Here is a 24820-nt window from a genome sequence, read left to right as displayed (position 1 = left end):
TTAGTGCCGGCCGCTGTGGCCAAAGCCGCCGCTACCGCGATGGCTTTCGTCGAATTCGGCGACGCATTCAAACTCGGCCTGCACCACCGGCACGAATACCATTTGCGCAATACGTTCGCCAATTTCGATGGTAAATGCGCTATTGCCGCGATTCCAGCAGGAAATAAAAATCTGCCCCTGATAATCCGAATCGATCAAGCCGACCAGATTACCCAGCACAATGCCGTGTTTATGACCCAATCCGGAACGCGGCAACAACACCGCCGCCAAATGAGGATCGTCGATATGAATCGCCAGACCGGTAGGAATCAATGCGGTTTCGCCGGCTTGCAAGGTCATCGCCTGATCCAGGCAGGCGCGCAAATCCAATCCAGCCGAACCGTGCGTGGCATAAGCGGGCAACGCAATCTCCTTGCCCAAGCGTGGATCAAGAACTTTTAACTGGATTTTTCTCATGCAATTTCTCGGCTATCAGATTAAGCAGCTGCGCGGCTAAAGTATGTTTATCGGTCATTGCCAGAATTTGCAGGCCACCCGGCCAAAATACCTGCAAGGCATTACGGTCGCTCTCGAAACCGCCTTCGGCCTGACCAACCCAATTGGCGGCTATCATGTCCAAGTTTTTTGCTTGCAACTTATGCCGGGCGTAATTTTCCAGATCGTCTGTTTCGGCGGCAAAACCCACCACCAGCGGCTTGGGTTGCAAACGGGCGACCTCGGCGATGATATCCGGGTTTTTTGTCAGCACTATATTGCCGATATCGCGATCTTTCTTGATCTTGCGCTCGGCGACAGTTTGCGGGCGATAATCCGCGACCGCCGCGGCGCCGATGTAAATGTCGGCAGCGCGGCTATGCGCAATTACCGCATCATACATTTGCAAAGTGGTTTCGACTTGAACCAATTCGGCACCGGCCGGCGGCGGCAAGCTCACCGGCCCACTGACTAACACCACGTTGGCGCCGGCAGAAACGGCCGCTTCAGCCAAGGCGTACCCCATCTTGCCGGAACTGCGATTAGTAATATAACGCACCGGATCCAAAGGCTCGCGAGTCGGGCCGGCGCTGATGACCACGTTAACGCCATCCAAGATGCCAGGCCGTTGCTCGACCTGTAGCTGCCGGCAAACATCGGCCGGTTCAACCATTCGCCCCAAGCCTTGTTCGCCGCAAGCCTGTTCGCCGGCGGCCGGACCAATCAATGTGACACCGTGCTGCCGCAAACGGGCAACATTGTCTTGAGTAACCGCCTTGCCCCACATCGCCTGATTCATGGCCGGCGCTGCGAACACAGGACATTCGGCTGCAAGATAGAGGGTAGACAGCAAGTCGTCGGCCAAACCGTGCGCCATTTTCGCCAGCATATCGGCCGTGGCCGGGGCAATCAGCAATAAATCCGCCCAGCGGGCCAGATGGATGTGACTCATGGCCTGTTCCTGGTCAGCATCCAGCAATTCGCTATGCACCGCATGGCCGCTGAGCGCCTGAAAGGTCAGCGGCGTGACAAACTGACGGGCGGCGGCAGTCATCACCACGCGAACTTCAAAGCCCTGCTTCCGTAACAAGCGTACCAACTCCGCTGCTTTGTAAGCCGCGATGCCGCCGCAAACCCCCAATAAAATTCGCTTGTTAATATTCGTGTCCCGAAAAGATCAATAGTTGGAATTATGGCAAACTCGACTCAATTCTTCTATGCTTAAAATCGTTCATTAACGGCCAGGAGCAGGGGATGAGTATCAAGGATTGGCCCGCCGACGAGCGCCCACGCGAAAAACTGTTGCAACGCGGCTCCGCCGCACTGACCGACGCCGAACTGCTGGCGATTTTTTTGCGTACCGGCACGCCGGGTAAATCGGCGGTAGACATGGCCCGTGAATTACTCAACGAATACGGCTCTTTGCAAGCCCTGCTGGGCGCCGATCAACAACGTTTCTGTCAAAGCAACGGACTGGGCGATGCCAAATACGCCCAACTACAAGCGGTGCTGGAAATGGCTCGCCGACATTTTGCGGAAATCCTGCAACGCGGCAATGCCTTGACCAGCCCGGACATCACCCGCGCTTATCTCAGCGCCCAGTTACGCAGTTACAGTTACGAAGTGTTCGCCTGCCTGTTTCTGGACAATCAGCATCGGGTGATTGTCTGGGAGGAACTGTTTCGCGGTACCATAGACGGCGCCAGCGTTTATCCACGTGAAGTGGCGAAAAAGGCCTTATTTCATCATGCTGCAGCTGTCATCTTTGCCCACAACCACCCATCAGGCATCAACGAACCCAGCCAGGCCGACCGGCAGATCACCGACAAACTGAAACAGGCGCTGGGTTTATTCGATATCCGGGTGCTGGATCATTTCATCGTCGGCGATGGCGATCCGTTTTCGTTTGCCGAACATGGTCTGCTATAACAAGCCGCCGCAATTACTGGCTGTCCTGATTCACCGGCTTGTATTGACTCAGCACTCGCTCCGCCAGGCGCGAAAATGGCATGCTTTGAATCCACACCGAGCCGGTGCCTTTCAACGTCGCCAGAAATAGCCCCTCGCCGCCGAACAGCATGCTTTTCAAACCGCCGCTCATGCCAATGTTGTAATCGATGTCGCCGCAAAACGCCACCAGACAGCCGGTATCCAGGCGCAGGGTTTCGTTGCGCAATTCCTTGCGAATCACCGTGCCACCGGCATGAATGAAGGCCATGCCGTCGCCTCGCAAGCGTTGCAGGATAAACCCTTCGCCGCCGAAAAAACCGCTGCCCAAACGTTTATTAAAGGCGATATCGACCTGGGTGCCAAAGGCGGCCGCTAAAAATGCCGACTTCTGACAGATCACTTCCTCGCCCAGCTCGGCAAGATTCAAAGCGGCAATCGAACCCGGAAACGGTGCCGCAAATGCCACCCGCCGCTTTTGTTTGCCGTTGTTACTGAAATGGGTCAGAAACACCGACTCGCCAGTCAGCATGCGCTTGCCAATGCCGAACAGTTTGTCCATCACCCCGCCGGAACCATCGCCCATCTTGGCTTCGAAGTTTATGTCCTGCTCGATATAGGTCATCGCCCCGGCTTCGGCAATCACGGTTTCGTTGGGATCCAGTTCGATTTCGACCATTTGTATATCGTGGCCGATGATTTGATAGTCGACTTGATGGCAGCGCATAGTTGTTATCCTCGTGATGATGGTTAAGTTAGCGGTAGCAGGGTGTTAGTGTTCATCGGCCGGAAAGAACTCAAAACGATTGCGTCCATGCTGTTTGGCCTGATACATGGACTGATCGGCATGGCGCAACAGCGAGTCGCCATCACTTAAATCCTGCGGATACAAGGTCACGCCACTGCTGACGCCTATGGTCACAACCTGGCCATCAATTTCATAGGGTTGCACGATAGCCTGATGAATACGTTGCAGCACTTGCTCGCAGTGCTCCCTGGATTCGATGCCGCTCAGCAGCAGCGCAAATTCGTCGCCACCCAAGCGAGATACTGTGTCTTCTTCCCGCAGACTGGCTTTAATACGGGTGGCAACTTCGATCAATAACTGATCCCCGGCCTCATGGCCCAAGCTATCATTGACCTGCTTGAAACCGTCCAGATCCATGTAAACCACGCCCAGCAAAGTTTTATCGCGCTTGCAATGCACCAGGGCCTGGTGAAAGCGGTCGGTAAACAGGATACGGTTGGGCAGTTCTGTCAGCGGATCGTGATGAGCCATTTTTTCCAGTTGTTGTTGCTGAAGTTTGGCTTGGGTGATGTCGGAAAACAGTCCCACGAAATTGATGATTTCACCGTTTTGATTGCGCATGGCCGAGATAGTCACGCTGAGGACATGCAGTTCACCACTTTTTTTGCGGTTCCATATTTCACCCTGCCAGTGACCTTCCGTTAGCAGGCTTTGCCAAAGCTTCTGGTAGAAGGCATTATCGTGGCGGCCGGATTTCAGAATACGATGGCTTTGCCCGATCACTTCATCGCGCGGATAACCCGTGATCGCACAAAAAGTCGGATTGGCATCGATGATGATGCCGGTGGCATCGCTAATGGTGATGCCTTCGTGCGCTTCGCCGAATACCCTGGCAGCCAGTTGTAATTTGTTTTCGGCCTTTTTACGTTCGGTGATATTGGTCAAGATACAGTGCACGACGGCCTGACCGGATTTATTTTTCTGTAGTCGCCCATCGAGAATCACCGTAAGCGTGTGCCCGGATTTTCTCAACAAAGGTAATTCGGTTTCCATGACGCCGTAATGATTCAGCATTTGCAGTTTCAGCTCAAACTCCTGTCTAGCCTCGGCCGCCATGAATTCGAACAACTTTTTACCCTGTAATTCGTCGGTCGTGTATCCCAGCAAAGTGCAAAGCTGTGGATTGAAACCCAGTATATAACCGTGTTGATCGAGTGCCAGATAGGCCACGGGGGTATTTTCAAACAAACGGCGAAACCGGCGTTCGCTTTGTTGCAAGGTCTCCGACAATTGCTGAGCCGTCGTTGCGTTGCGACGAGCGCTGATATAGGCCAATGCGACAAAAAAAAGCAAGACGCCGACCAGTGCCAAGGTCGAAATTTCTATCCAGGGGCGAGTAATCTGCGTGGTTTGATTGAAGTCCGGTAATGCCGTGTAGCGCAGCGTCCAATAATGGCCGCCCACGTCCAGGCGCAATGTTCGGGTCGGGGCATCGGGCTGAACCGAGCCCCCAGGCGGCACGATCTGTCGGCCGTTGTCGTACAACAAACCAGCGGCCGTGAGATTGTCCGCGTCGAACACTTCCAAACGCAAGGCATACAACTTTTTGCCCAGTATCCCGTTCAATAGATCGGTCATCCGGTAAGGACTGTAGACCCAACCGACCAATGTTGCGCGACGTTGGTCGACGGTTTGCGGTATCGTGCCATTGCGATACACCGGAAAATAGGCCAGCATGCCGGCCTGGATGTCGTCGTTGGTTTCCTGCAACAGGGTGACTTTTCCGGTGTAGGCCAATTCGGCATGATCACGTGCCCGCTCCATTGCCCGGCGTCGCACCGGCTCGGAAAACATGTCGTAGCCAAATGCACGTAGATTGCGGCTGGTGAAAGGCTCCAAATAGATGACGCTGGTATAGTACTCGCGATCGCCTAGCGGATTAATCACGTAATCGGGAAAACCTTGTTGGCGAACACTATCTAGGTGCTGTCGGAGTTGTACGGCGGGAATCCACATCGAATATCCCAAACCTTGCACGCCGGGATGATTCACATCCAGCCCCAGCATGCCGACAAACTCGCGCCAGTCTTTGCGGCTCACGTAATCGCTGCCGGCAAACAAGCCGGCAGCGCTCCGCAAAGTATGACCATGCAGCGCCATGCGTTCGCGGAGAATAGTGGTAATGCGCTCGGTTTCAAAATTGAAGTGCTCGAGCAAGCGCTGTTGATAGCGCGCATCGATCTGGCGCGCGACTATGAAGATGGCCAGTAGCGAAATCACTAGCACGACGAACGCCGGGTAAAAATCCCGATACCGAGCCGCAACTTTTTGCTGAATCGTCTTATCTGTCATCGTTCCCCCCAGGGTTGGTCAGCATCCATTGACGATGTCGTGCGGTTTGCTCGATCGCGACCATCCCGTACCCACTAGCTTAGCACTGGTTCAATATGGCCCTCCGACGCTTTGATTCTACCGCAACCATCTTGCGGTAAAAATTCGCGATTAAACGAATTTTTGCGAGCCTGATTTGAGAAGCTGTAAATAGCCTGACAAAGAGACGTTAGAGAGGAAACCCGGCGGCGCCAAGCACCGCCCGGACCGATCAGTGGTTAAGCCAGCAAATTGACTAAAATCTGTTGGTAGATTTGACTCAAAGTTTCCAATTCTTCCAGGCCGATATGTTCGTTGACCTTATGAATGCTGGCATTCAACGGTCCCAATTCGATCACTTGCGCGCCGGTCGGCGCGATAAAACGGCCGTCGGAAGTGCCTCCGCCGGTGTCGTCCAGGGTCTGAAAACCGCAAACACTTTCAATCGCCACATGGGTGGCATCGATCAATTCGCCTTGCGCGGTCAGGAAGGGATTGCCAGACAAGCGCCATTGCAGATCGTATTTAAAACCGTGTTTATCCAGAATCGCCTGGGTGCGTGCCTTGATGGTGGCGTCGTCCAGCTCGGTACAAAAACGCAAATTGAACTGCACTTCCACCTGACCAGGAATGATGTTTTCCGCGCCGGTGCCGCCGTTGATATTCGATACCTGCAAGCGAGTTGGCGGGAAGAATTGATTGCCATGGTCCCAAACTTCCTCAGTCAGCTCCTTTAAGGCCGGCGCGAAGGTATGGATGGGATTTTCCGCCAGTTCCGGATAAGCAACGTGGCCTTGAATGCCCAACACGGTCAACTTGGCGCACAACGAACCACGCCGGCCGACGCGAATCACATCGCCAATTTTTTTATCGCTGGACGGCTCACCGACCAGACACCAGTTGATCTTTTCCGCGCGCTGCTCCAATACTTCGACCACTTTGACCACACCGTGAGTCGCAATGCCCTCCTCGTCACTGGTCATCATGATCGCGATCGAGCCTTTGTGTTGGGGATGCGCTGCAACGAAACGCTCCACGGCAGTGACAAACGCAGCGATACCGCCTTTCATGTCCGCCGCGCCGCGGCCATAAAGCTTGCCGTCGCGGATGATCGGTTCGAATGGCGGTGAGTCCCACGCCGCGAGCGGCCCGGTTGGCACCACGTCGGTATGCCCCAGAAACACGAATAGCGGCGCTTGCTGGCCCTTACGCAACCATAGATTTTGGGTGTCGGCAAAGTTCAGACGCTCGTCATTAAAGCCAAGTTTGGTCAAGCGAGCCGCCAGCAAATCCTGGCAACCGGCGTCGTGGGGAGTTACCGATTCGCGACGAATCAGCTCTTCTAACAGGGAAAGGGTTTCGCTCATGATTCGGTCGGATACTGATCGGGGTTGAAGCCGACGATCAGTTGCTGTCCTTTTTCCAGAATCGGGCGTTTGATCAAAGTCGGCACAGCCAGCATAAGTTGCAAGGCTTTGTCGGGAGTTAAATCGGATTTTTGGGCGTCGTCAAGCTGGCGCCAGCTGGTGCTGCGCTGATTGAGCACCGCTTCCACGCCCAAGGTATCGATAAAACCTTGCAGCAAAGCCGCATCCAGTCCGTCGATACGATAGTCGTGGAAACGATAGGCAATCTGCCTGGCATCCAGCCAGGCGCGCGCCTTTTTCACACTATCGCAGTTCTTGATGCCGTAAACTACGATCATGCAGTATTAGCCTTCTTCGCCGGCCAGCAATTCTTCGATGCTAGGCAGAGACTCATCGGCCTTGGCACGCGCTTTGTAAACGTCGACAAATTCCATGAAGGCTTGCTCCAAATCGTCCAGCACTTCTTCTTCGTCGGTCACTTCATCTTCGGGAATCTCACCGGATTCCAGGTAATCTTTTTGGATGGCAATCTCGCCGTTCAGAGACAGCAGGGCAAGGATCAGGGCATTATTGGAAATATTTTCTGGCATGGTGTGCTCGCAGGTTAGGATTGAAGGGGAAAAACGGTGCCGGCAAAAAGCGGCAATTAAATCAGGTGCGCGAATTCAGCGTATCGAAAGGTGTCGCATTCATGCTGTATTGCCTCCGTGGAACTCATGGCGGCATTGTAACGCATAGCGGCTGCTCGATGCCATGCGTTAACGCGACGGCTCGCGACACCTTATCCACCGTCAATGTCGGCGGTATTCTCCATCCTCATCGGGAAACATCACGCCAAGCGGTCTATCGAAGGTAAATTTAGCGGGGGCGACGACCAGCATCCCGGCGGCAATTTCAAATGCATCGTGCGGCGGCGAAATATTGGCAAAAGCCGTCAACGGCGAGGTGGCCGCAAAAATCGCGGAGCCGGCGACGGTAGCGATCAGGCCCAATGGCCGATACAGTACGATGTCGAAAAAAGGCAAACCTTGGGCAATTCTATCACTGCCCTGAGCCAGCGGCGCACAGGCCATCAGCAACGCAAAAACAACTGACTTGGTTTTCATGGATCAACCTCCGCTATTTTGATTATCCGAGAATTATAGGTGTTTCCCAAGACTGTCTGTCCCCGGTTTTTCCGGCGCCATGCCTGCGTTAACTCTTGAAGAATACCACGCGATTACGGCCATGCTCCTTTGCCTGATACAAAGCGATGTCGGCTTGTTTTTTCAAGGCATCCTTGTCCATGGCCTGCGGCGAGGAAAAAGCCACGCCGATACTCACCGAAACCCGGCCTTCGCGGCCGAATATCACAAACGGTTTGGCCAGTTCGTCCAACAGGCGTTGGGCGATCTCTTGCGGAATCCGCATTTCCGAAAAACCCTCCAGCAAAATCATGAATTCGTCGCCACCCATTCTGCCCACCGTATCGAAATCGCGAATACAGCTTTGCATACGCTCCGCTGCCTGTTTTAGCAGTTCATCGCCGGCGTCGTGGCCGAAGCTGTCGTTGATTTCTTTGAAATAATCCAGATCCAGCATCATCAACGCCAACTGGGCGGTGCTTCTGGCAGCTTTTTTCAGAGCCAGCTCCAATCTATCGTGAAACAGATTTCGATTAGGCAGACCGGTCAACGCATCGAAGTTAGCCTGCCGGTAGAGGGTTTCCTCCAATTTCTTTTTCTCGGTGATTTCCTGTTTGACCGCCACATAGCGTTTGATGACGCCTTCTTCATCCAGAATTGGCGAAATGGATGCCGATTCCCAGTACAGTTCGCCGTCGCGGCGTTTATTAATAAGCTCGCCGGTCCAGGTGGCGCCGGTCGTCAAGGTAGCCCACATCTGCGCGTAAAAATCGTCCGGATGCTGTCCGGATTTTAAGATTCTGGGATTCTTGCCCAAAGCTTCCGCGGCCGGAAAGCCGGTCACCTCGGCGAATTTAGGATTAACGTATTCGATGTTGCCGCTGGCGTCGGTGATAACCACCATGGCCGGCGAAAAATGCAAAGCAGTCGTCAGCGCCAGCGTCTGCAGCTCGGCCAATTTGCGCTCGGTGATATCCCGGTTGCTGGCCCGCCGCCCAAGAAACTGGCCGCTCTTGTCGTAAATGGGCTGGCAAACATGACCAATCCAGCGCTCCTCGCCTGCTTGGGTGACGATGCGAAAATCAAGTTCGGTGGTTTCGAGCGTATTGATTTCTCTGAGGTGATGGACAACCGCCATGCGCTCGAGAGGCGACAGGAGCTGCTCAATCTTGACTTGCCCGCTCATGAACGCCTGAGCCGCATAACCGGTGATGCGCTCGCACGCCGGCGATACATAGAGCATCTTGCCGTCCGGCGCCACCCAATACTCCCAATCGTGAGTGTAATCGGCCACCGCCCGAAACCAGCTCTCGCTCTTGGTCAACGCCTCCGCCCGTTCCAGCAGCAAAAGTTCACCTCGCCTTCTTTTTTCGGTTTCCGCCCGTAATTGCTGGTAGGTTTGATAGAGACTGATCAGTAGCCCGATCAGCACCAACAGGTAACTGGTCTTTTTCAACAAATGGGCCAGGTTGAATTCGGTATCGTAGAGTTGATCGGAAAAAGGCATAAACGCCGTCTGCGTAGCCAAACCGACTATCAAGGACAACACCAGCCAGTGATCGAATGAATCGTGTCGCCAGTCGCCCTTATACAAATAGCCGATCAGCGCCAGCAATAAGAACATGGCGGGAACCAGTTCGAAGGGACGATGCACGATCACCTCTTCGAAAGAATATCGCGGCAGCGGCACAACCAAGAAAAACAGAAACAAACACAGCGTCGCTAGCGCCGTGGCGGTGAAGACGGTCTTGGTCTTGGGGGCGGAAGTCATATCGCCGCGATGCTTAAACCACAGCAACCAACTGACGAACATCAGAATCGCTAAAAACAGCCGCGACGCCAGCCAGCTCCAGGGCACCAAATACGGCATGCCGGACGGCATGTAAGGCTGAAAGTAACTGTAAGTCACCACGGCGTGATAGCCGTCCAGCAATGCGGTACCTAGAAAGCCGGCGCCAATATATAGAAACTGGTCGTCGCGCTGACTGAAAAACCGGATCAGCGCCATCGCGCCGACGAACAGCGCTAACAGCGTGGCGGCAAGCTCCATCAGCGTGTGCAACTGCGAACTGCCCTGCCACTCGACATGCCGCAGCAACAATTGGCCAGCCAACAACACGAAGGCCGTGACTAGATAGTGGGCTATCCGATTGCCATGTCGTACAAAACTGTCGATTTTTCCATCGTTAGCAGACATGGTCCAATCGTCTAGTGTAAGTTTATCCGGGGCTCTGCCTGCTTAGCGGTATCGATACGCGGGCACTGAGGGCAATGGTAAACGTATCGCCCCCCATTTAGCAAAACCGATCGTGGCCTTGACTGGGTTCGGAAAAGTTAGCGGTGGACAGCGCAGCAATAACCAGCCGCGCCCCCTCCACGCGCTCACGAATCCGATTGCTTGCCGGACCTTTTCCGGTTCCAAAGAAATAGTGCAGCACCGGACACGCCCAGCACCAGCAGCAACATTAAAATCGGATGCTGATAGAAAGCGTCAAAAAATGCACCGGTGCTTTGCGATGTACCACGATAATACGGCCCCATGACTTTACTCCCCGCTTAAAGAAGCGCAGCTTACCTTGGAAAGCGCAATTGTCGAACCCGGCCCCGCCGCGAAACCGACCGTCGGACCGAGCATTTCGAGCAATATCCGCGCCTTAGTGAGTCTGCATCAAACCGTCGAGCGTTAAACCGCAACTCGGCACGAAGGTTTGCATGAAAAAAACCACTTCCGGCTGTTGCAGCTCGCCAATATTTTTCACCAGTTGCTCGGCGGCGGTTTCAAATTCGCTATTGCCGGCCTTCAGCTCGGCCTGACATTTGAGATAGGCGGAAATCTTGTCCGCCGCCTTGATGATTTGCTGATGCGGCTCCGACAATTGTTCATGCTGAATCAACGCTCGAAAATCGTCACGGAGCGCAGCGGGCAGCAAATTCAATAATTCGGTTTCAGCCTGCTGCTCGATCTGTTTGTAGGCAACGAGTATCGCCGGCGAGTGGTATTTGATCGGCGTCGGCAAATCGCCGGTAATGACTTCGGTAATGTCGTGATACAGCGCGGCGGCGGCCACGGCATTGGCATCGACCTGGCCGTCGAAATAACGGTTTTTGATCAACGCCAAGGTATGCGCGATCACCGCCACTTCCCAGCTATGCTCCATGACGTTTTCCTCATGCGCGTTGCGTTTCAAGCCCCAACGCTTGATCCAACGTAGGCGAGAAAGGTAAGCATAGAAATGACTGGTGATGGGTGTGTTGAGCAAATTGATTCCCTGGTTTGATTCGGAATAAGGCATGCCAGTGTAGCGCGAGACCGGTAAATTTTCAGCTTTGTTCAAACGTGAAATTGCAGCCCAAAACCCAAGATGCTGCGACGCGACATCCAGGCTACTGGCTAAGTTCTGATAAAATCGCTGATCCGTAACGAACGTATACAGCCGATAGGCCTTATTCCGACCATAATATTTTGCCCGGCTTTTACGAACAGATCGTTCCCGGCATACGCTTCAATTTATCTAATCCACTTTTTTTAAACATGAATTTCACTGATACAGGCACATTAATCACTTGGCAACTGGACGATATCGATATTATCGAACCCCTGCATAACAAAGAAGACGGCGGCTCGCGCGGCGGGGTCTATCTTTGCATACCCAATTTTGAAGAACTCACGCCGCCGTTTAGCATCAAGCACGGTGAATACAGAACAACCGTTTGCGACAATAAGCTGCCTCACCAAAAAAACCTGTCATCGCCCACCGAACACAACTGGGGCAATGTCGACGTGATTACCGACTGGGAAGAGGTCGAAGAACAACATAGCAAGACGCTGAAAGTCACCACCACCATTCGCGCCATATCAGACGAGGCCTGGATACGCCCCGGCTTCCATCCCTATTTCTCGATCACGCCAAACAGTTTTATCGATATAGGGGCGACTCGGATCGACATCGCGGCCCTGCCGCACGATAGCTTGCAAAAACATGCCGTAGCATCGGTATCGGACGAGGTTAAAATCACCACTGCCAATTACTCGGCGTGGGTTAGCTGCAACATTGCGCCGTCATCGAAGAACCTATCCGTAGTATTTGGAGTTTGGAGCGATAAAAAATATGAATATGTCTGCATAGAACCGGTTATCGGTCATCAACCCGGCCCGGACGGCTTGCCGACCCCGTTGACATTGCAAAAGGACGAAGAGCTGGTAATGGCATTTACGATTCGTGCGGAAAGAGTAAGTTTTGCGGGTTAGTCATCCAATTCGTAGGATAGGCCAAGTGACGCCAGTCGAGCAAGTGATGCTGATTCGAACAACAAAGACTACCCAGCCTATGCCCTATAGGCTTTCGATCTTGGCTGAAACTTCGCGGTTATCTGTATAATTCCCTGTCATGCCTTTTCTTAGTCGCCACCATTTAGCCGAGTCGAAAACCGAATCCGACCGCCCTCGCGTTCTGATCGTCCAGCCAGTGGTGCCGCATTACCGCGTGAAGCTTTATGAACTACTCTATCAACGTTTACAACAAGTTGGTATCGAACTGCAAGTAGCCTATGGCACGCCGAATGCGCAGCAGTCCGCCAAGCGCGACTTAGTCGATTTGCCTGAATCCATTGGCCTGAAAGTCAAAAACTATTGGTTTTTCGGCGACAAGGTGCTTTATCAGCCGATATTTGGGCGCGCGCTGTCCGCCGATCTAGTGATTGTCCTTAACGCTAACGGCCATGTTCTGAATTACCTAATCGCCATTGCCGGGTTATTGGGACGCCGCAATTTGGCTTTTTGGGTATGGTGGCCAAGTTTGCGAGCCAATCCTGGATCGTTCAAAGAGCGAATCAGACGACAACTGACGCGCGCAGGCAATTGGTGGTTCGCTTACACTTCCGGCACCCGAAACCACCTTTTGCTTGACGGCATACCCGGCGAGCAAATCACCGTTCTCAACAACAGCGTGGATGTTGCCGGTTTTCGCGCGATGCTAACTGCGATAACCGAGGCCGAACTACACAATTTCGCTAAGCGGCTGGGCATCTCCATTGGCGCTCCGATCGGCCTATTCTGCGGCGGATTGTACGATGAAAAGCATTTGGAATTTCTGTTCGAGGCGGTGAAATTGATCCAGGCCGACCGTCCCGATTTTCATTTACTGGTATTGGGCGATGGCGTCAGACGAGACTTGGTTTCACGGGCCGCCGCCAGCGACCATCGAATTCACTACCTCGGCCCATGCTTTGCCAAGGAAAAAGCCTTATGCTTCCGCCTGGCAAAAGCATTCCTTTGTCCAGGACTAGTCGGACTGGCAATTCTGGATGCATTCACCGCCGGCTTGCCGCTAATAACCACCGACATTCCCATTCACAGCCCTGAAATCGAATATCTGGACGACGGCGTGAACGGGCTATTGATAGCCAACGATTCTCGGGCTTACGCAAATGCCATTATTTCTTTGCTGAAAACAAAATCCGAACTTCGCCGGCTGAGCAACGGTGCCTTGGCAAGCTCACGGCAGTATTCTATTGAAAGCATGGCGAATCGATATGCCGAAGGCATTATTGCCAGCCTGAAACGCTCTTAGTCGGAGCCGCTGGCGCGCCGGGTTTTACATTTTAGATAGCCCCGCAAGCGCCTCGCGGTATATTTGCATGAGCTGACGGTAGCTCTCGTGCTCGGTATACTTCAGCTCATAGACACGACGCGCGGCAAGCCCCATTTCCGCCATGCGTTCAGGATTGGCAATTGCCCAACCGACTTTGGCCGTTAAGTCGTTGGCATCGCCAGAGGTAAAATGCAACCCAGTGACGCCGTCATCGATAATTTCAGCCATTGCGCCCAGTCGGCTGGCAATGACCGGCAAGCCATGAGCAAATGCTTCCACAATCACGATGCCAAATGTTTTTATCCATACTGACGGCATCACCAAAAACTCAGTCTGACTCATGAAATACCCTACTTTTGCATATCGGCACAATTTAAGCGCTCTGGATTTTGCATAGGGATATGATTTTCCGGGGCTTCGCATACAATGCCAAAATGCCAATGCATCATAACACCCTGATATTTTCCCCCCACATCGATGATGAGGTGCTAGGCTGCTTTTCATTTTTAGGACCCGACTGCTTTGTACTGCATTTCGGCGCGGAAGACCGGCCTTATGTTTCTCGTATCGAAAGGATTCAAGAGTTGGAGCGGGCCGCCAACATGCTCGGCTTCCACTGGGACGTGCTCGACAATCCAGTAAACCACTACCGGATGCAGAATCTTATCCTGACCATGGAATTGACCATAAACCAGCTCAAACCAAGCACTGTACTAATGCCCGAACCATCCTATAACCAGGATCATAGAGCGGTCTACGATGCAGGAATCGTAGCAACCCGACCACACGACACCAACTGGTTTGTGCCGAATGTACTAATATTCGAGCAACCCGACAGTCTAGTCTGGCTTCATTCCGCGCCCAACAATGAACCAAGTTACTTTCGCGAAATACAAATCGAGCGAAAATTGGCCGCTTACGCCCTTTATGCGTCACAGGTTCGCGGGCATCGGTCGCCTGAAACCCTGCGCTCGCTGGCCAGTCTGCGCGGCGCGCAAATCTGTAAACCCTATGCCGAAGCGTTTCGGGTCAAACGGATCGTAGATTGCCGCTAAACCAGGGGGCGTTTAATTTGCCCTCACCATCCGGTCACAATGTCTATTTCGTCGCATTCTCTAGCTGTTCAGAAAGCTTTACCCTTTGCCTTATCGAAACTGATTAAGCAATTGTCATGGCACGAGTTGGGTATGGCTATTGTTGGCGGCCCAGGATAATGATATGGTTTACTAGACTAATCAATATTCTCATGCGACGCTAACTTTTTTAAACTCAGCCGCTTTATCCTAAGCAACAGAGGTTAGCAGAGTACTGCAGCTCGCAAGAAACCATACAAGCGGGGTGCTCAAGAATGGCAAAGCAAACTCTGGTGACCGGAGGCCTTGGGTTTATAGGATATCATCTTTGCAAACGCTTATTGGCGTTAGAGCCGGCAAGCGTGATTACTGTCGTCGATAACCTCAGTTCCACCAAACTGGACTACACAGACCTGATAGGTCGTCTGAATATCACCATCCAGGACGTTGAATCCTTGCCAGACAGCCTTGCCGAGTTTGACGACATTTACCATCTCGCCAGTCCCGTGGGTTCCCTCGGCATATTAGGTAAAAGCGGCAGGATCGCTGGCAATATTCTTGATCTTGCCGAAAAAGTCGCAAAAATTGCCACTTATTCCAAATCCCGCCTGTTGTATGTCTCCTCCTCGGAAGTGTACGGTAGAGACGGTCGGCACCTGGAGTCATCCGAGCAGATTGTGCCTTGCAAGCGTGGTGCCCGGATGGAGTACGCACTGGCAAAGTTGACGGTAGAGCATGTGTTGTTGAACCTGGCGATGGAAGGGGATTTCCAGCTACGGATCGTGCGCCCGTTTAACGCCATGGGGGAATGGCAAAGCTCCACTATAGGTTTCGTCATCCCCAAATTCTTCGAGGCGGCGTTAGCTGGGCGTGATCTGCAGGTATTTGGAAACGGCAAACAAATCCGCTCTTTTTGCCATGTATCCGACCTGGTCGATGGCATCATCCAGGTACAGGCCAAAGGAAAAACCAATAATATTTACAACCTCGGCCACCCTGACAATATCGTCCCCATCGAAGAGCTGGCACATTTAATCAAAGAATTGTGCGCATCGCGCTCAGCAATAAGACACGTGGACCCGGTGAGCCTTTACGGCAAACATTATATCGAGGCCTTCGATAAGGTACCCAACATCGCCAAAGCCATCGAAGATACGGGGTGGCGCCCCAATATCGGCCTAGAAAGTGGTCTGGCACGCATTCTAAACCATTACCGGGCAGTCGCGGACCTGCAAATCCGCCGCCCGATAGACGATAACTTCCCGCAAAACCTCAATGCCTAAACTCCGGTATAAGCTCGGTCCGCTATTCATTCACACCGGGACCTTGTCCGGCTTAGATGATTGCCTCCGCCAATCCATGCGGAACCCAGCCAGCAGAGGCAAACTGGTAGGGTTTCTAAATCCGCATGTCTATAATTATGTCGAACGCGATCCTTGCGTCCGCTCTTTTATGCAAGCATGCGATCTTGTTTGCTTGGACGGCGTGGGGATTACCTTGGCATTTCGCTGCTTGTTTGGCCAGGCACCGCCACGTGTCGTAGCGACAGCTTTGTTTGATTGTGCATTAACTTGGCCGGAACCTAGGGTAAACGCCTTGCTTATAGGTGGCACACCCCGCCAAGCGCAACTAGCGGCAGACGCCATAAATGCCCGCAAAGGTGCTTGGCAGGTTGTTGCCGCCTATCACGGCTTCATGGACCCCGACGAGTACAAGCCTGTATTGACGCAATACTCCGGGATAGACGCGGTTCTAGTAGGCGCTGGCACCCCCAAGTCGGAACAAATTCTGCTGAATGCCCGGGAAGTTTGCAAAGGGGCGCTATGCTGGCATATCGGCGGCGGTACCTTGGCCGTCTACGCCGGCTGCAAGGCACGCGCACCAGCTTGGACCTCCAGGATCGGCATCGAATGGGTACACCGATTCATCCACGAGCCTCATTATCGATCCCGAATATACCCAGGCGCCATCGAGTTCGCCGGACATCTATTGAAAAATCGGTTTTTCCTGAAACATGAGGTCGAGCAATGAATATACTGATTGCCAATCCGGCCTTTCGCCGCCCGCTAAGCAACGGCCTGGAACGTTACATGCTTGGTTCCGGCATGCGGTTTCCGCTGACACTGTTAAAACGGCCTACCGATAAACCGCGTTACACCACCTTCCCATTTTTCCTAGCGTACAGCGCCGCCTTACTCGAACGCGACGGCTTCAAGGTTGATGTAATCGACGGTGTGCCTTTGAATCTTACCGAAGATATGTTTTTGCGGGACGCCCTCGCAGCAAATCCTGCCATTATTCTGCTTGAGCCGAATACCGCCGTCATCGACGATGTATTGCGGTTCTCACTCGCGCTCAAAGCCGCAACCGGCGCGAAAATCATTCTAGCCGGCGCTCACGTCAGCGTGTTTGCGACCGAAATTCTCGATCAACACCCTCATATCGATTTTGTGCTGGCCGGCGAATACGAGCTAATCTGCCTGGCCCTAATACAAGCCCTAAGCGCTGACAAGCCATTGCAGGCTGTAGCGGGATTGGCCTATCGAACGGATGACGGTCAGTCTCGCCTCAACCCGCCGGCGGCACTTATCCACCCTCTCGACCAACTACCGCCACCCGCGCGCCGCCTATTCCCTCGAAATGCCGAGCCTTCGATTAGCGCATACTACGACGGCATGTTTCAGCATACGCCTACGGCTTATATGCACACCAGCCGTGGCTGTCCGTATCGTTGCGACTTTTGCGCCTGGGTACAAATCCTGTACCGAGGCGAGCCACAGCGCTACTTCAGTGCCGACCGAGTGGTCGACGAGATGTTGCTGCTGATCGAAGAATTCGGCGTCAAAGAAATCTACTTCGACGACGACAACTTCACCTCAAACAAACAACATGTGCGCCTGCTTTGTGCCGAGATAAAACGGCGCAAGCTGGCTATCGCCTGGTCGGCAATGGGCGACGCTATCGCACTGAACGACGAAATGCTGGAATGCATGGCGGACGCCGGCTGTGTAGGTTTGAAGTTTGGCTTGGACAGCGCTGATCCCGATATATTGAACGCCATCAAAAAACCGCTCAAGGTACAACGTTTGCATGGCCTTATCGATAAAGCCGGAAAGCTGGGCATCAAGACCCATATGACGGTGGTGTTTGGCTTGACCGGCGAGAGGATGGCATCGATGCTGAACACGTTTGAATATGCCTGTGAATTGGATGTTGATTCGGTGCAATTCAGCATGGCTACGCCCTGCCCAGGTACGGATTTCCACAAGCAACTGCTCGCGGAAGGTCGAATTCGGCCAGTAAAGTGGGAAGAGTACGATGGTAGCAATATGAGCGTAATCACTTATCAAGATATCTCCGGCGAATATTTGGAACGTTTTACCACCGCTGCACATACCCGCTGGCTACGACGCAAATTTATCGAGCCCAAGTGGCTGCAGCGGCAAGCCCGGTATTTGCTACGTCTGTTACAAGGCCAAGGGCTGCGCGGTTTGTACAAGCGCTTTCGCCGCGCCGCGCAATTGCTGTCCGGCGATTCGGTTACGCTTGCCAAAACCGACACCGCCCGCTTGATGCGCTGGTGATGGCATCGCAAAACTCTCTGGCAATGACACTTAGCTAAGGGCCGAAAAATGAAACTGCTGCTCTGCGTACCGAATCAACTCGTGCGCCTGGATGGCATGAAAGCCAGACCCGCGGTGAGTCCGCCATTTGGCGTGCTGTCCATCGCCGCCTACGTTCGACAAAGCGAATGGCGAGGATCGGTCCAAATCTACGACGCTCGCCTGAGCGCCGCGTTCCGGCGCGAAGACGATCACTGGATTTTCGGTGATACCGACGCACAGATCGAAACGCGAATTCGCTCGGCCAACCCGGATGTCATCGGCATATCTAATATGTTTAGCAGTCAGATTGATCGCGCCTACCATTTTGCCAATCTGGCTAGGCAAGCAGCACCAAACGCGACCATCATCCTCGGTGGCCCTCACGTATCGGTCTTTCCACTGGAAGCCCTGTCTCGACCGTGCATCGATTATGTCGTGATCGGCGAGGGCGAAGAACGTCTCAGCCAATTACTGATCGCCTTACAGCGTGGTGAAAACCATCCGCAAATACCAGGTGTTGCGGCAGACCGTGACGACTTGGACCTGTTGCGCCCCAACCCGCGAGCGCCGGTCAGTTTCGCCGATCCGCTGGATAAACTACCCTTCCCGGCATACGACCTCGTCGACATGGAAAGTTACTTCGCGTTGGCCCGGCGCGGTCTATCACCGCGATTTCGCGAATGGGGCCAGCGCCCTATCAGCATGTTGACCAGCCGGGGCTGCCCGCATAAATGTGTGTTTTGTTCGATTCAAACCACAATGGGTTATAAGTTTCGGGCCCATTCTCCCGCCTATGCCCGCAAACATATCCAGCACTTGGTAGACGACTACGGCGTCGATTTCATTCATTTCGAGGACGACAATCTAGTACACGATACCGAGCGCTACGACCAGATTGTCGACTTCATGCTGACGTTCAATCCGCGCATCAAGTGGGACACCCCGAACGGCGTCAGAGGCGACGCCTGGACTCTGGAGCGCGTCCGCCGCGCCAAAAAATCCGGCTGTCAGTTTCTGACAGTGGCGATCGAGTCAGGCGTCCAGCGCGTTGTGGATGACATTGTGCGTAAACGCCTGGATCTTAAAAAGGTCGATGAAATGATGCACTATTGTCAGGAGGTCGGTTTAAGGCTGCATGCTTTTTACATCATTGGCTTTCCGGGCGAAACCTTGAGCGATATTAAAGCCACTGTTGCCTACGCGCTTGAGCGCTATTGGCGGTTCGGCGTCGTGCCTATGCTGCAACCCTTGATTCCGATCCCCGGCACCGATGTTTACGATGAGATCGCTGCGCAAGGCTTACATAACGGCACTATAGAAACTGCGTACAACCAGGTTAAAACCGGCGATTTCGATCCCGATGTAATTCAGTCGATTTACCGGACTTATCTGCGCAAACGCTTACTCATTTTTGCGCTCAGGTCGCTGACATCGCTAAGCGAACTCGCCTATAACGCCCGCTTGATTCTGAAATACCCCAAGGGGGCTGCGTACGCGATTTTGAACGCGGTGCGAGCCAATGGCTAGCGCCTCACCATCAAGCATGCACAGTGGCGGACCGTCATCACTAGTGACCGGCGCCACAGGATTTTTAGGCAGGCATTTGGTCCGTTCTCTCGTCGAGCACGGCCATACCGTCACCGCGCTAGGCCGCCAGTGTCCGAATCTAGTCACTCCGTCCGGGGTTCGCTACCAATATGGCGATATTTTGAACCAACGCTGCTTGGCCGACGCCACCCGTAATGTCTCGGTTGTCTATCATTTAGCGGCAATCGTTCCAGGCAAGGGTGGACAGGCGGAACAATGGCGCGTCAATCATTACGGCACCCGGGTGTTGTTGCAAGCGTGCATCGAGAATGGCGTTAAACGGCTAGTTTTCCTCAGCTCGGTTTGCGCCTATGCGCCCCCCCTCAAAGCGCTACTCGACGAGGACAGCCCGACAGGCGGCGGAGACAGTTACGGTCAAAGCAAAGCCGCTGCGGAACTGGAAATAGCCAACGCCGCCACGAACAGTCTTAGTAGCGTGATACTTAGGCCCAGTCAGGTCTACGGCCCCGGCGATGGCGGCTTTACCGCAATGCTGGTGTCGATGCTTAGCGGCAAATACCTGTACACGGCGGGCCGTTCGCCCCGACCGTTCTCGCTGGTGTACGTCGACGATTTAATCGAAGCCATCGTCAGGGCCGGCACATCCCGCGCCATTGGCTCGGACACGCTAAACATTGCCGGCCCGCCGACCCACTTGCAGGCTCTAACTTCGGCCTATGCAGCCATCACCGGCCATGAGGCGAAATGCGTACCCTTACCTATTGCAGTTGTGCGCTTGGCTCAGGAATTACGCTGGTTTAGCCGCAACCTCTCCGGTAACGCAATGCGACCGCGCTGGAAATCTTATGCTGCCGACCAAGTGTACGGTTCGGTGCTGCTGGGCGGCCCAGAGTACTCAGTAAACCGCGCAAAATTAGCGCTCGCTTTCGAAGCCAAAACCTCGATCCAAAAAGGTTTGGCAAATGTCTTGAACAGCCATTCCCACGACTCGTCGGTAAATTCAAACGTGTTAAACAATCCGCATTAGACGCATGCCATGCCTGCCATTGCCATACCCGTCTGGTCGCAGACTGCTGTTTGGGCCGACCAAATTGCCACCGCAAACCAGGTTTCTGGCCGCCTGCCGATGCCGTTGACATTGCAAAAAGATGACGAGCTGGTAATGGCGTTTACGATTCGCGCGGAAAGAGAGTTTGTGGATATCTTATCAAGTTCTAATTTGTGATGCGGCATGCCCGCATGGAGCGAAGCGCAATACGGGGAACGAAGCTCGCACCCAGGATTTCGCTTCGCTGCATCCAGGCTACAGATCAATCCCGCAACAACTCATTAATCCCGGTTTTGCTGCGAGTTTTTTCGTCGACTTGCTTGATGATCACCGCGCAATACAGGCTGTGGCTGCCGTCTTTGGATGGCAGGTTGCCGGAGACGACTACCGAACCGGCAGGAATACGGCCGTAGCTGACTTCTTGGGTCATCCGGTTGAAAATCTTGGTGCTTTGGCCAATGTAGACGCCCATCGATACCACGCAGTTGTCTTCGACGATGACGCCTTCGACGATTTCGGAGCGGGCGCCGATGAAGCAGTTGTCGCCGATGATGGTGGGGTTGGCTTGCAGCGGTTCCAGCACGCCGCCGATACCGACGCCGCCGGACAGATGCACGTTTTTACCGATTTGTGCGCAGGAACCGACCGTTACCCAAGTGTCGACCATGGTACCGCTATCGACATATGCGCCGATGTTGACGTAAGACGGCATCAGAATCGCGCCAGGCGCGATGTAAGAGCCGTAACGGGCCACTGCATTCGGCACCACGCGCACGCCGGCTTTCGCAAAGTCGTCGTCGCTGTATTGGCCGAATTTGGTCGGCACTTTGTCGTAATAACGCACATCACCGCTTTCGATGACTTTGTTTTCGTTGATCCGAAACGACAGCAACACGGCTTTTTTCAGCCATTGATTGGTGACCCAGTCGCCGTTTTTTTTCTCGGCAACGCGAACTTCGCCTTTGTCGAGCATATTCAAGACTTCTGCAACGGCATTGCGAACTTCGGTTGAGACGGTAGATGGGCTAATTTCGGCGCGGTTTTCAAACGCGTCGTTAATGATGGTTTCCAGATTTGACATGGTTGTTTTCAGGTTAAGTTAAAAAACGTAGGCTGGGTTAGGCGCTAGCCGTAACCCAACATGAAGGCTGTGATTGTCGGGTTACGCTACGCTAACCCGACCTACCGAAGATTTTCAATAAAGGTTTTAATGCGTTGCGCGGCCTCAATACATTCTTCGATAGGCGCGACCAAGGCGATGCGGACATGGTTGGCACCGGGGTTGATGCCCCCGCTGTCGCGGGACAGGAAACTTCCGGGCAACACAGTGATGTTTTGCTCGGCAAACAGTTTTTGTGCGAAATCCGTATCGGCGGTTGCTCCCGGCAACTCGCCGAACTTCCTCCGTCCATGGAGGTCGTCCGAGCCCGGAATTTTCAGCCAGATATAAAAACTGGCTGGCGGCCGGCTAATTTCGCAGACATCCTGCAAAATATCGATAAATGCGGTGAACTTGTCGCGATACAACTGACGGTTGTGGCTGACGTGTTCCTCGTCGTTCCAGGCAGCGATGCTGGCATGCTGGGTCGGCACCGGCATCGGGCAGCCGTGATAAGTGCGATATTTAAAATACTGTTTCAATATTTCGGCATCGCCAGCCACGAAGCCGGAACGCAAGCCCGGCGCGTTGGAGCGCTTGGACAGGCTTTGGAAAATCACGCAACGTTTGAATGCGGTGTTGCCGCTGTGCCAAGCGCTTTGCAGCAAACCTTGCGGCGGATTAGCTTCGTCATCGTAGAGTTCGGTGTAACACTCGTCCGAAGCGATGACGAAATGGTATTTTTCCGCTAAATCCAATAATTTCAGGTGATCGGCTTGGCTCAATACCGTGCCGGTCGGATTGCCGGGCGAACAGATGAAAATCAATTGGCAACGCTGCCAGATCGCCTCCGGCACGCTATCGAAATCCGGCAAATAACCGTTTTCTTCGGTGGTGTTCAGATAATACGGTTCTGCGCCGGCCAGCAGCGCCGCACCTTCGTAGATCTGATAGAACGGGTTGGGCATGATCACCACCGGCTTGTCGCTCGGATCGATCACGGCCTGCACGAACGAAAACAGCGCCTCGCGGGTGCCGTTGACCGGCAGCACCTGGGTTTCGGCATCGACGCCGCCGGCCGGTATTTCGAACCGCCGGCAAGTCCACTCGGCATTGGCGAGCCTTAATTCCGGCAGGCCCTTGGTCGTGGGGTACAAAGTCAGGCCATGCAGATGCTGCAACAAGGCCTCCTGAATGAAATGCGGCGTGGCGTGTTTGGGTTCGCCGATCGACAGCGCGATATGCGCCTTGTCGGCCGGCGGGACGACGCCTTGTTTCAGCGTCGCCAGTTTTTCAAACGGGTAAGGATGCAGTTGCTGTAAATGTGGATTCATTATTTGGCGCAACGCGGTTGTCTCCCGGAGTTCCAGGCTTGTTGCTGTAGCTGGAGGGCTTGGTTCATGTGCTGGTTCAGGTTGTCGATGCGGCTGCCGTGCGAGGGGTGAGTCGACATGAATTCGATCGGCTGGCCGCCTTGCGCCGCTTTATCCATTTTCAGCCACAGGTTGATGCTTTGCCGCGGATCGAAACCAGCTTTGGCCATCAAATCCAGGCCGATGGTGTCGGCTTCGGTTTCGTGGATACGGCTGTATGGCAAGATTACCCCATATTGCGCGCCGACGCCCAACAAACCCAGCGCGGTCTGCCCCAAGGCAGTTTGTGGCTGCGTTACCGCTTGCACCATAGATAATCCGGTGCTGACGGCGGTTTCTTGCGACAAACGCTCGTTGCTGTGCCGCGATAGCACGTGACCGATTTCATGGCCGATCACCGCCGCCAATTGATCCTGATTATCGACCAGATTGATCAAGCCGGTATGCACGCCGATTTTGTTGCCAGGCAGCGCGAAAGCATTCAAGGACTCGTCCTCGAACACCACCACTTCCCATTGGCCGCCGGTCTGCTGGGTGATGCTATAGGCCACGCATTGAGCGAACTGGCTATAGCGCGGATTGCGGCTGATGGGGTTTTTACTCTTCATGCTGTCGAAGGCCTGCAAACCCATTTGATCGACCTGATTGTCCGGCATGTAAATGAACTGAGTTCGGCCGGTGGGACTGGTGGCACAGGCGCTTAACAGCAGGAAAGTAGTCGAGAAAAGCAGAATTTTTTTCAACATGGCGTCAATGTCCGCTAGGAAAAGAAGCGGCATTTTAGCCTAACTTACCTAGCGGCCAAACCCTTTTTAGCCCTCGCGTCCTCAAACCAAATCAGCTAAACCCTTTGAAAGAAGGCAAACGAGCTAGCTTTCAAACCTTGCTCCGTGGCGGGACATTCGAGTGTAGACGCGGCGCGGCCATATCCGGCCCCTGGCAGTGCAAGCTTGGAGCATAAACGACAAATTGTTGGGAACCCGGCAAACCCTCACGCAGCACCACGTGAATTTATATTAAAAAATCAACGAATTACCACAAAATATCAATGGCATCTTAATTGCTTTACGAAAGGCGCCGACGACTCGACAGGACAAACTGGTTCTTTTCGCCGGCGTTTTTAATTTGTCATGAGGTGTTGATATGTTCGAAATCTTCGTATTGTTCATGCTGAGCGGCCTGATTGCCGTGAGCGCCTACTCGTCGCAGGGTAGCAATATTTCGTTTTTCGCAAAGTCCTCCCGTTCAAGCGGTGAGAACGCAACGCTGATGACAGCGACTGAGCAGGCGATCATTTCCCAAAGCGCCGAGGCTCCCAGCTTTTTGGAGCAACTGCAAGGCGAAATCGAAGCCACGTTATTTCCTCGCCCAACGGACTCGGTCTTGCGGCGTCATTACGACACCCTGGTGGCTGTTGAAGTGGAAAACCGTTTGAGTCATTTTAGCTAATCCG

At 53.7% G+C, this 24820-nt stretch carries 25 protein-coding genes; 11 read left to right on the top strand and 14 right to left on the bottom strand.

Translation table 11 applies throughout. The features are described from left to right. Together dut and coaBC are read right to left on the bottom strand one after the other, a co-directional pair. Entirely contained in the window at positions 1-456 is a 456-nt protein-coding gene (gene dut / locus QZJ86_RS03445) for a dUTP diphosphatase (protein ID WP_301936442.1), read from the bottom strand. Next, positions 428-1633, bottom strand: a complete 1206-nt coding sequence (coaBC, locus tag QZJ86_RS03440; RefSeq protein WP_301938899.1) for a bifunctional phosphopantothenoylcysteine decarboxylase/phosphopantothenate--cysteine ligase CoaBC — start codon at positions 1631-1633, stop codon at positions 428-430. Before coaBC ends, dut begins: the two co-directional genes overlap by 29 nt. Before the next feature lie 95 nt (positions 1634-1728). Here coaBC and radC point away from each other — a divergent pair, with 95 nt between their 5' ends. After that, on the top strand, positions 1729-2403 hold the full coding sequence (gene radC / locus QZJ86_RS03435) for a RadC family protein (protein WP_301936441.1): 675 nt from the start codon (positions 1729-1731) through the stop codon (positions 2401-2403). A 13-nt stretch (positions 2404-2416) separates the two neighbouring features. Here radC and QZJ86_RS03430 read toward each other — a convergent pair whose 3' ends face one another. The 8 genes from QZJ86_RS03430 to yfbR all read right to left on the bottom strand — a co-directional run bounded on the left by QZJ86_RS03430 (position 2417) and on the right by yfbR (position 11323). After that, on the bottom strand, positions 2417-3148 hold the full coding sequence (locus QZJ86_RS03430) for a TIGR00266 family protein (RefSeq protein ID WP_301936439.1): 732 nt from the start codon (positions 3146-3148) through the stop codon (positions 2417-2419). A 45-nt stretch (positions 3149-3193) separates the two neighbouring features. Further along, the gene (locus QZJ86_RS03425) at positions 3194-5521 is read right to left on the bottom strand and encodes a sensor domain-containing diguanylate cyclase (protein WP_301936437.1); all 2328 of its coding nucleotides are present in this window, start codon (positions 5519-5521) and stop codon (positions 3194-3196) included. Positions 5522-5778: 257 nt separating this feature from the next. Further along, positions 5779-6906, bottom strand: coding sequence for a succinyl-diaminopimelate desuccinylase (gene dapE, locus QZJ86_RS03420; protein ID WP_301936436.1), 1128 nt, complete (start codon positions 6904-6906; stop codon positions 5779-5781). Continuing rightward, positions 6903-7244, bottom strand: coding sequence for an ArsC family reductase (locus QZJ86_RS03415; protein WP_301936435.1), 342 nt, complete (start codon positions 7242-7244; stop codon positions 6903-6905). Before QZJ86_RS03415 ends, dapE begins: the two co-directional genes overlap by 4 nt. Positions 7245-7250: 6 nt before the next feature. Beyond that, positions 7251-7496: a hypothetical protein gene (locus tag QZJ86_RS03410; protein ID WP_256605571.1), complete on the bottom strand. Its 246-nt coding sequence runs from the start codon at positions 7494-7496 to the stop codon at positions 7251-7253. A gap of 201 nt (positions 7497-7697) precedes the next feature. Beyond that, entirely contained in the window at positions 7698-8012 is a 315-nt protein-coding gene (locus tag QZJ86_RS03405; protein ID WP_301936433.1) for a hypothetical protein, read from the bottom strand. Between the two features lie 88 nt (positions 8013-8100). Further along, entirely contained in the window at positions 8101-10227 is a 2127-nt protein-coding gene (locus QZJ86_RS03400) for a diguanylate cyclase domain-containing protein (RefSeq protein WP_301936432.1), read from the bottom strand. A 457-nt stretch (positions 10228-10684) separates the two neighbouring features. Next, complete coding sequence (yfbR, locus tag QZJ86_RS03395; protein ID WP_301938897.1) at positions 10685-11323, bottom strand: 5'-deoxynucleotidase; 639 nt, start codon at positions 11321-11323, stop codon at positions 10685-10687. Positions 11324-11562: 239 nt separating this feature from the next. Between yfbR and QZJ86_RS03390 the strand changes: the two genes are divergently transcribed. Both QZJ86_RS03390 and QZJ86_RS03385 read left to right on the top strand, forming a co-directional pair. Continuing rightward, a complete protein-coding gene (locus QZJ86_RS03390; RefSeq protein WP_301936429.1) occupies positions 11563-12279 on the top strand; it encodes an aldose epimerase family protein in 717 nt (238 codons plus the stop codon). Positions 12280-12418: 139 nt separating this feature from the next. Then, a complete protein-coding gene (locus tag QZJ86_RS03385) occupies positions 12419-13600 on the top strand; it encodes a glycosyltransferase family 4 protein (protein ID WP_301936427.1) in 1182 nt (393 codons plus the stop codon). 24 nt (positions 13601-13624) lie between these two features. Here the strand turns inward: QZJ86_RS03385 and QZJ86_RS03380 are convergent, their stop codons facing one another. Further along, on the bottom strand, positions 13625-14044 hold the full coding sequence (locus tag QZJ86_RS03380) for a glycosyltransferase (RefSeq protein WP_301936425.1): 420 nt from the start codon (positions 14042-14044) through the stop codon (positions 13625-13627). 17 nt (positions 14045-14061) lie between these two features. Between QZJ86_RS03380 and QZJ86_RS03375 the strand changes: the two genes are divergently transcribed. From QZJ86_RS03375 to QZJ86_RS03345, 7 genes are all read left to right on the top strand, one after another. After that, entirely contained in the window at positions 14062-14676 is a 615-nt protein-coding gene (locus QZJ86_RS03375) for a PIG-L deacetylase family protein (RefSeq protein WP_301936423.1), read from the top strand. 293 nt (positions 14677-14969) lie between these two features. Next, positions 14970-15977: an NAD-dependent epimerase/dehydratase family protein gene (locus tag QZJ86_RS03370; protein ID WP_301936421.1), complete on the top strand. Its 1008-nt coding sequence runs from the start codon at positions 14970-14972 to the stop codon at positions 15975-15977. Continuing rightward, positions 15970-16725, top strand: coding sequence for a WecB/TagA/CpsF family glycosyltransferase (locus tag QZJ86_RS03365; RefSeq protein WP_320415840.1), 756 nt, complete (start codon positions 15970-15972; stop codon positions 16723-16725). The genes QZJ86_RS03370 and QZJ86_RS03365 overlap by 8 nt, the downstream gene beginning before the upstream one ends. After that, positions 16722-18278 carry a B12-binding domain-containing radical SAM protein gene (locus QZJ86_RS03360; protein WP_301936418.1) on the top strand — a complete coding sequence of 519 codons (1557 nt, stop codon included), beginning with the start codon at positions 16722-16724 and terminating at the stop codon, positions 18276-18278. The genes QZJ86_RS03365 and QZJ86_RS03360 overlap by 4 nt, the downstream gene beginning before the upstream one ends. 48 nt (positions 18279-18326) lie before the next feature. Further along, positions 18327-19826 (top strand): B12-binding domain-containing radical SAM protein, encoded by a 1500-nt coding sequence (locus QZJ86_RS03355; RefSeq protein ID WP_301936416.1) that lies wholly within the window; start codon positions 18327-18329, stop codon positions 19824-19826. Next, a complete protein-coding gene (locus tag QZJ86_RS03350; protein ID WP_301936414.1) occupies positions 19819-20874 on the top strand; it encodes an NAD-dependent epimerase/dehydratase family protein in 1056 nt (351 codons plus the stop codon). The genes QZJ86_RS03355 and QZJ86_RS03350 overlap by 8 nt, the downstream gene beginning before the upstream one ends. A 9-nt stretch (positions 20875-20883) precedes the next feature. Further along, positions 20884-21072 carry a hypothetical protein gene (locus QZJ86_RS03345; protein WP_301936412.1) on the top strand — a complete coding sequence of 63 codons (189 nt, stop codon included), beginning with the start codon at positions 20884-20886 and terminating at the stop codon, positions 21070-21072. Positions 21073-21157: 85 nt separating this feature from the next. On the opposite strand, the gene dapD is transcribed toward QZJ86_RS03345, so the two are convergent. The 3 genes from dapD to QZJ86_RS03330 all read right to left on the bottom strand — a co-directional run bounded on the left by dapD (position 21158) and on the right by QZJ86_RS03330 (position 24113). Beyond that, a complete protein-coding gene (gene dapD, locus QZJ86_RS03340) occupies positions 21158-21976 on the bottom strand; it encodes a 2,3,4,5-tetrahydropyridine-2,6-dicarboxylate N-succinyltransferase (protein WP_301936411.1) in 819 nt (272 codons plus the stop codon). Between the two features lie 101 nt (positions 21977-22077). Beyond that, the gene (gene dapC, locus QZJ86_RS03335; RefSeq protein WP_301936410.1) at positions 22078-23328 is read right to left on the bottom strand and encodes a succinyldiaminopimelate transaminase; all 1251 of its coding nucleotides are present in this window, start codon (positions 23326-23328) and stop codon (positions 22078-22080) included. Then, positions 23328-24113, bottom strand: coding sequence for a M48 family metallopeptidase (locus QZJ86_RS03330; RefSeq protein WP_301936409.1), 786 nt, complete (start codon positions 24111-24113; stop codon positions 23328-23330). The genes dapC and QZJ86_RS03330 overlap by 1 nt, the downstream gene beginning before the upstream one ends. Positions 24114-24510: 397 nt before the next feature. Between QZJ86_RS03330 and QZJ86_RS03325 the strand changes: the two genes are divergently transcribed. Further along, entirely contained in the window at positions 24511-24816 is a 306-nt protein-coding gene (locus QZJ86_RS03325) for a hypothetical protein (RefSeq protein ID WP_301936407.1), read from the top strand. Positions 24817-24820: the final 4 nt, after the last annotated feature.

Origin of the sequence: Methylomonas montana, from assembly GCF_030490285.1 — a bacterium.
Classification (GTDB): domain Bacteria; phylum Pseudomonadota; class Gammaproteobacteria; order Methylococcales; family Methylomonadaceae; genus Methylomonas; species Methylomonas montana.
Note: the sequence above shows the minus strand (reverse complement) of the source record. Positions and strands in the feature narration are given on the sequence as shown.

Excerpts from the sequence above, each read along its gene's own strand:
- dapC (WP_301936410.1), bottom strand. The coding sequence starts at position 23,328 with ATGAATCCACATTTACAGCAACTGCATCCTTACCCGTTTGAAAAACTG.
- QZJ86_RS03365 (WP_320415840.1), top strand. The coding sequence starts at position 15,970 with ATGCCTAAACTCCGGTATAAGCTCGGTCCGCTATTCATTCACACCGGG.
- QZJ86_RS03415 (WP_301936435.1), bottom strand. The coding sequence starts at position 7,244 with ATGATCGTAGTTTACGGCATCAAGAACTGCGATAGTGTGAAAAAGGCG.
- QZJ86_RS03405 (WP_301936433.1), bottom strand. The coding sequence starts at position 8,012 with ATGAAAACCAAGTCAGTTGTTTTTGCGTTGCTGATGGCCTGTGCGCCG.
- QZJ86_RS03370 (WP_301936421.1), top strand. The coding sequence starts at position 14,970 with ATGGCAAAGCAAACTCTGGTGACCGGAGGCCTTGGGTTTATAGGATAT.
- QZJ86_RS03430 (WP_301936439.1), bottom strand. The coding sequence starts at position 3,148 with ATGCGCTGCCATCAAGTCGACTATCAAATCATCGGCCACGATATACAA.
- QZJ86_RS03355 (WP_301936416.1), top strand. The coding sequence starts at position 18,327 with ATGAAACTGCTGCTCTGCGTACCGAATCAACTCGTGCGCCTGGATGGC.
- QZJ86_RS03350 (WP_301936414.1), top strand. The coding sequence starts at position 19,819 with ATGGCTAGCGCCTCACCATCAAGCATGCACAGTGGCGGACCGTCATCA.
- dut (WP_301936442.1), bottom strand. The coding sequence starts at position 456 with ATGAGAAAAATCCAGTTAAAAGTTCTTGATCCACGCTTGGGCAAGGAG.
- QZJ86_RS03410 (WP_256605571.1), bottom strand. The coding sequence starts at position 7,496 with ATGCCAGAAAATATTTCCAATAATGCCCTGATCCTTGCCCTGCTGTCT.
- QZJ86_RS03385 (WP_301936427.1), top strand. The coding sequence starts at position 12,419 with ATGCCTTTTCTTAGTCGCCACCATTTAGCCGAGTCGAAAACCGAATCC.
- QZJ86_RS03375 (WP_301936423.1), top strand. The coding sequence starts at position 14,062 with ATGCATCATAACACCCTGATATTTTCCCCCCACATCGATGATGAGGTG.
- yfbR (WP_301938897.1), bottom strand. The coding sequence starts at position 11,323 with ATGCCTTATTCCGAATCAAACCAGGGAATCAATTTGCTCAACACACCC.
- QZJ86_RS03330 (WP_301936409.1), bottom strand. The coding sequence starts at position 24,113 with ATGTTGAAAAAAATTCTGCTTTTCTCGACTACTTTCCTGCTGTTAAGC.
- dapD (WP_301936411.1), bottom strand. The coding sequence starts at position 21,976 with ATGTCAAATCTGGAAACCATCATTAACGACGCGTTTGAAAACCGCGCC.
- QZJ86_RS03400 (WP_301936432.1), bottom strand. The coding sequence starts at position 10,227 with ATGTCTGCTAACGATGGAAAAATCGACAGTTTTGTACGACATGGCAAT.
- QZJ86_RS03345 (WP_301936412.1), top strand. The coding sequence starts at position 20,884 with ATGCCTGCCATTGCCATACCCGTCTGGTCGCAGACTGCTGTTTGGGCC.
- QZJ86_RS03380 (WP_301936425.1), bottom strand. The coding sequence starts at position 14,044 with ATGCGAAGCCCCGGAAAATCATATCCCTATGCAAAATCCAGAGCGCTT.
- QZJ86_RS03425 (WP_301936437.1), bottom strand. The coding sequence starts at position 5,521 with ATGACAGATAAGACGATTCAGCAAAAAGTTGCGGCTCGGTATCGGGAT.
- radC (WP_301936441.1), top strand. The coding sequence starts at position 1,729 with ATGAGTATCAAGGATTGGCCCGCCGACGAGCGCCCACGCGAAAAACTG.
- QZJ86_RS03325 (WP_301936407.1), top strand. The coding sequence starts at position 24,511 with ATGTTCGAAATCTTCGTATTGTTCATGCTGAGCGGCCTGATTGCCGTG.
- QZJ86_RS03360 (WP_301936418.1), top strand. The coding sequence starts at position 16,722 with ATGAATATACTGATTGCCAATCCGGCCTTTCGCCGCCCGCTAAGCAAC.
- dapE (WP_301936436.1), bottom strand. The coding sequence starts at position 6,906 with ATGAGCGAAACCCTTTCCCTGTTAGAAGAGCTGATTCGTCGCGAATCG.
- QZJ86_RS03390 (WP_301936429.1), top strand. The coding sequence starts at position 11,563 with ATGAATTTCACTGATACAGGCACATTAATCACTTGGCAACTGGACGAT.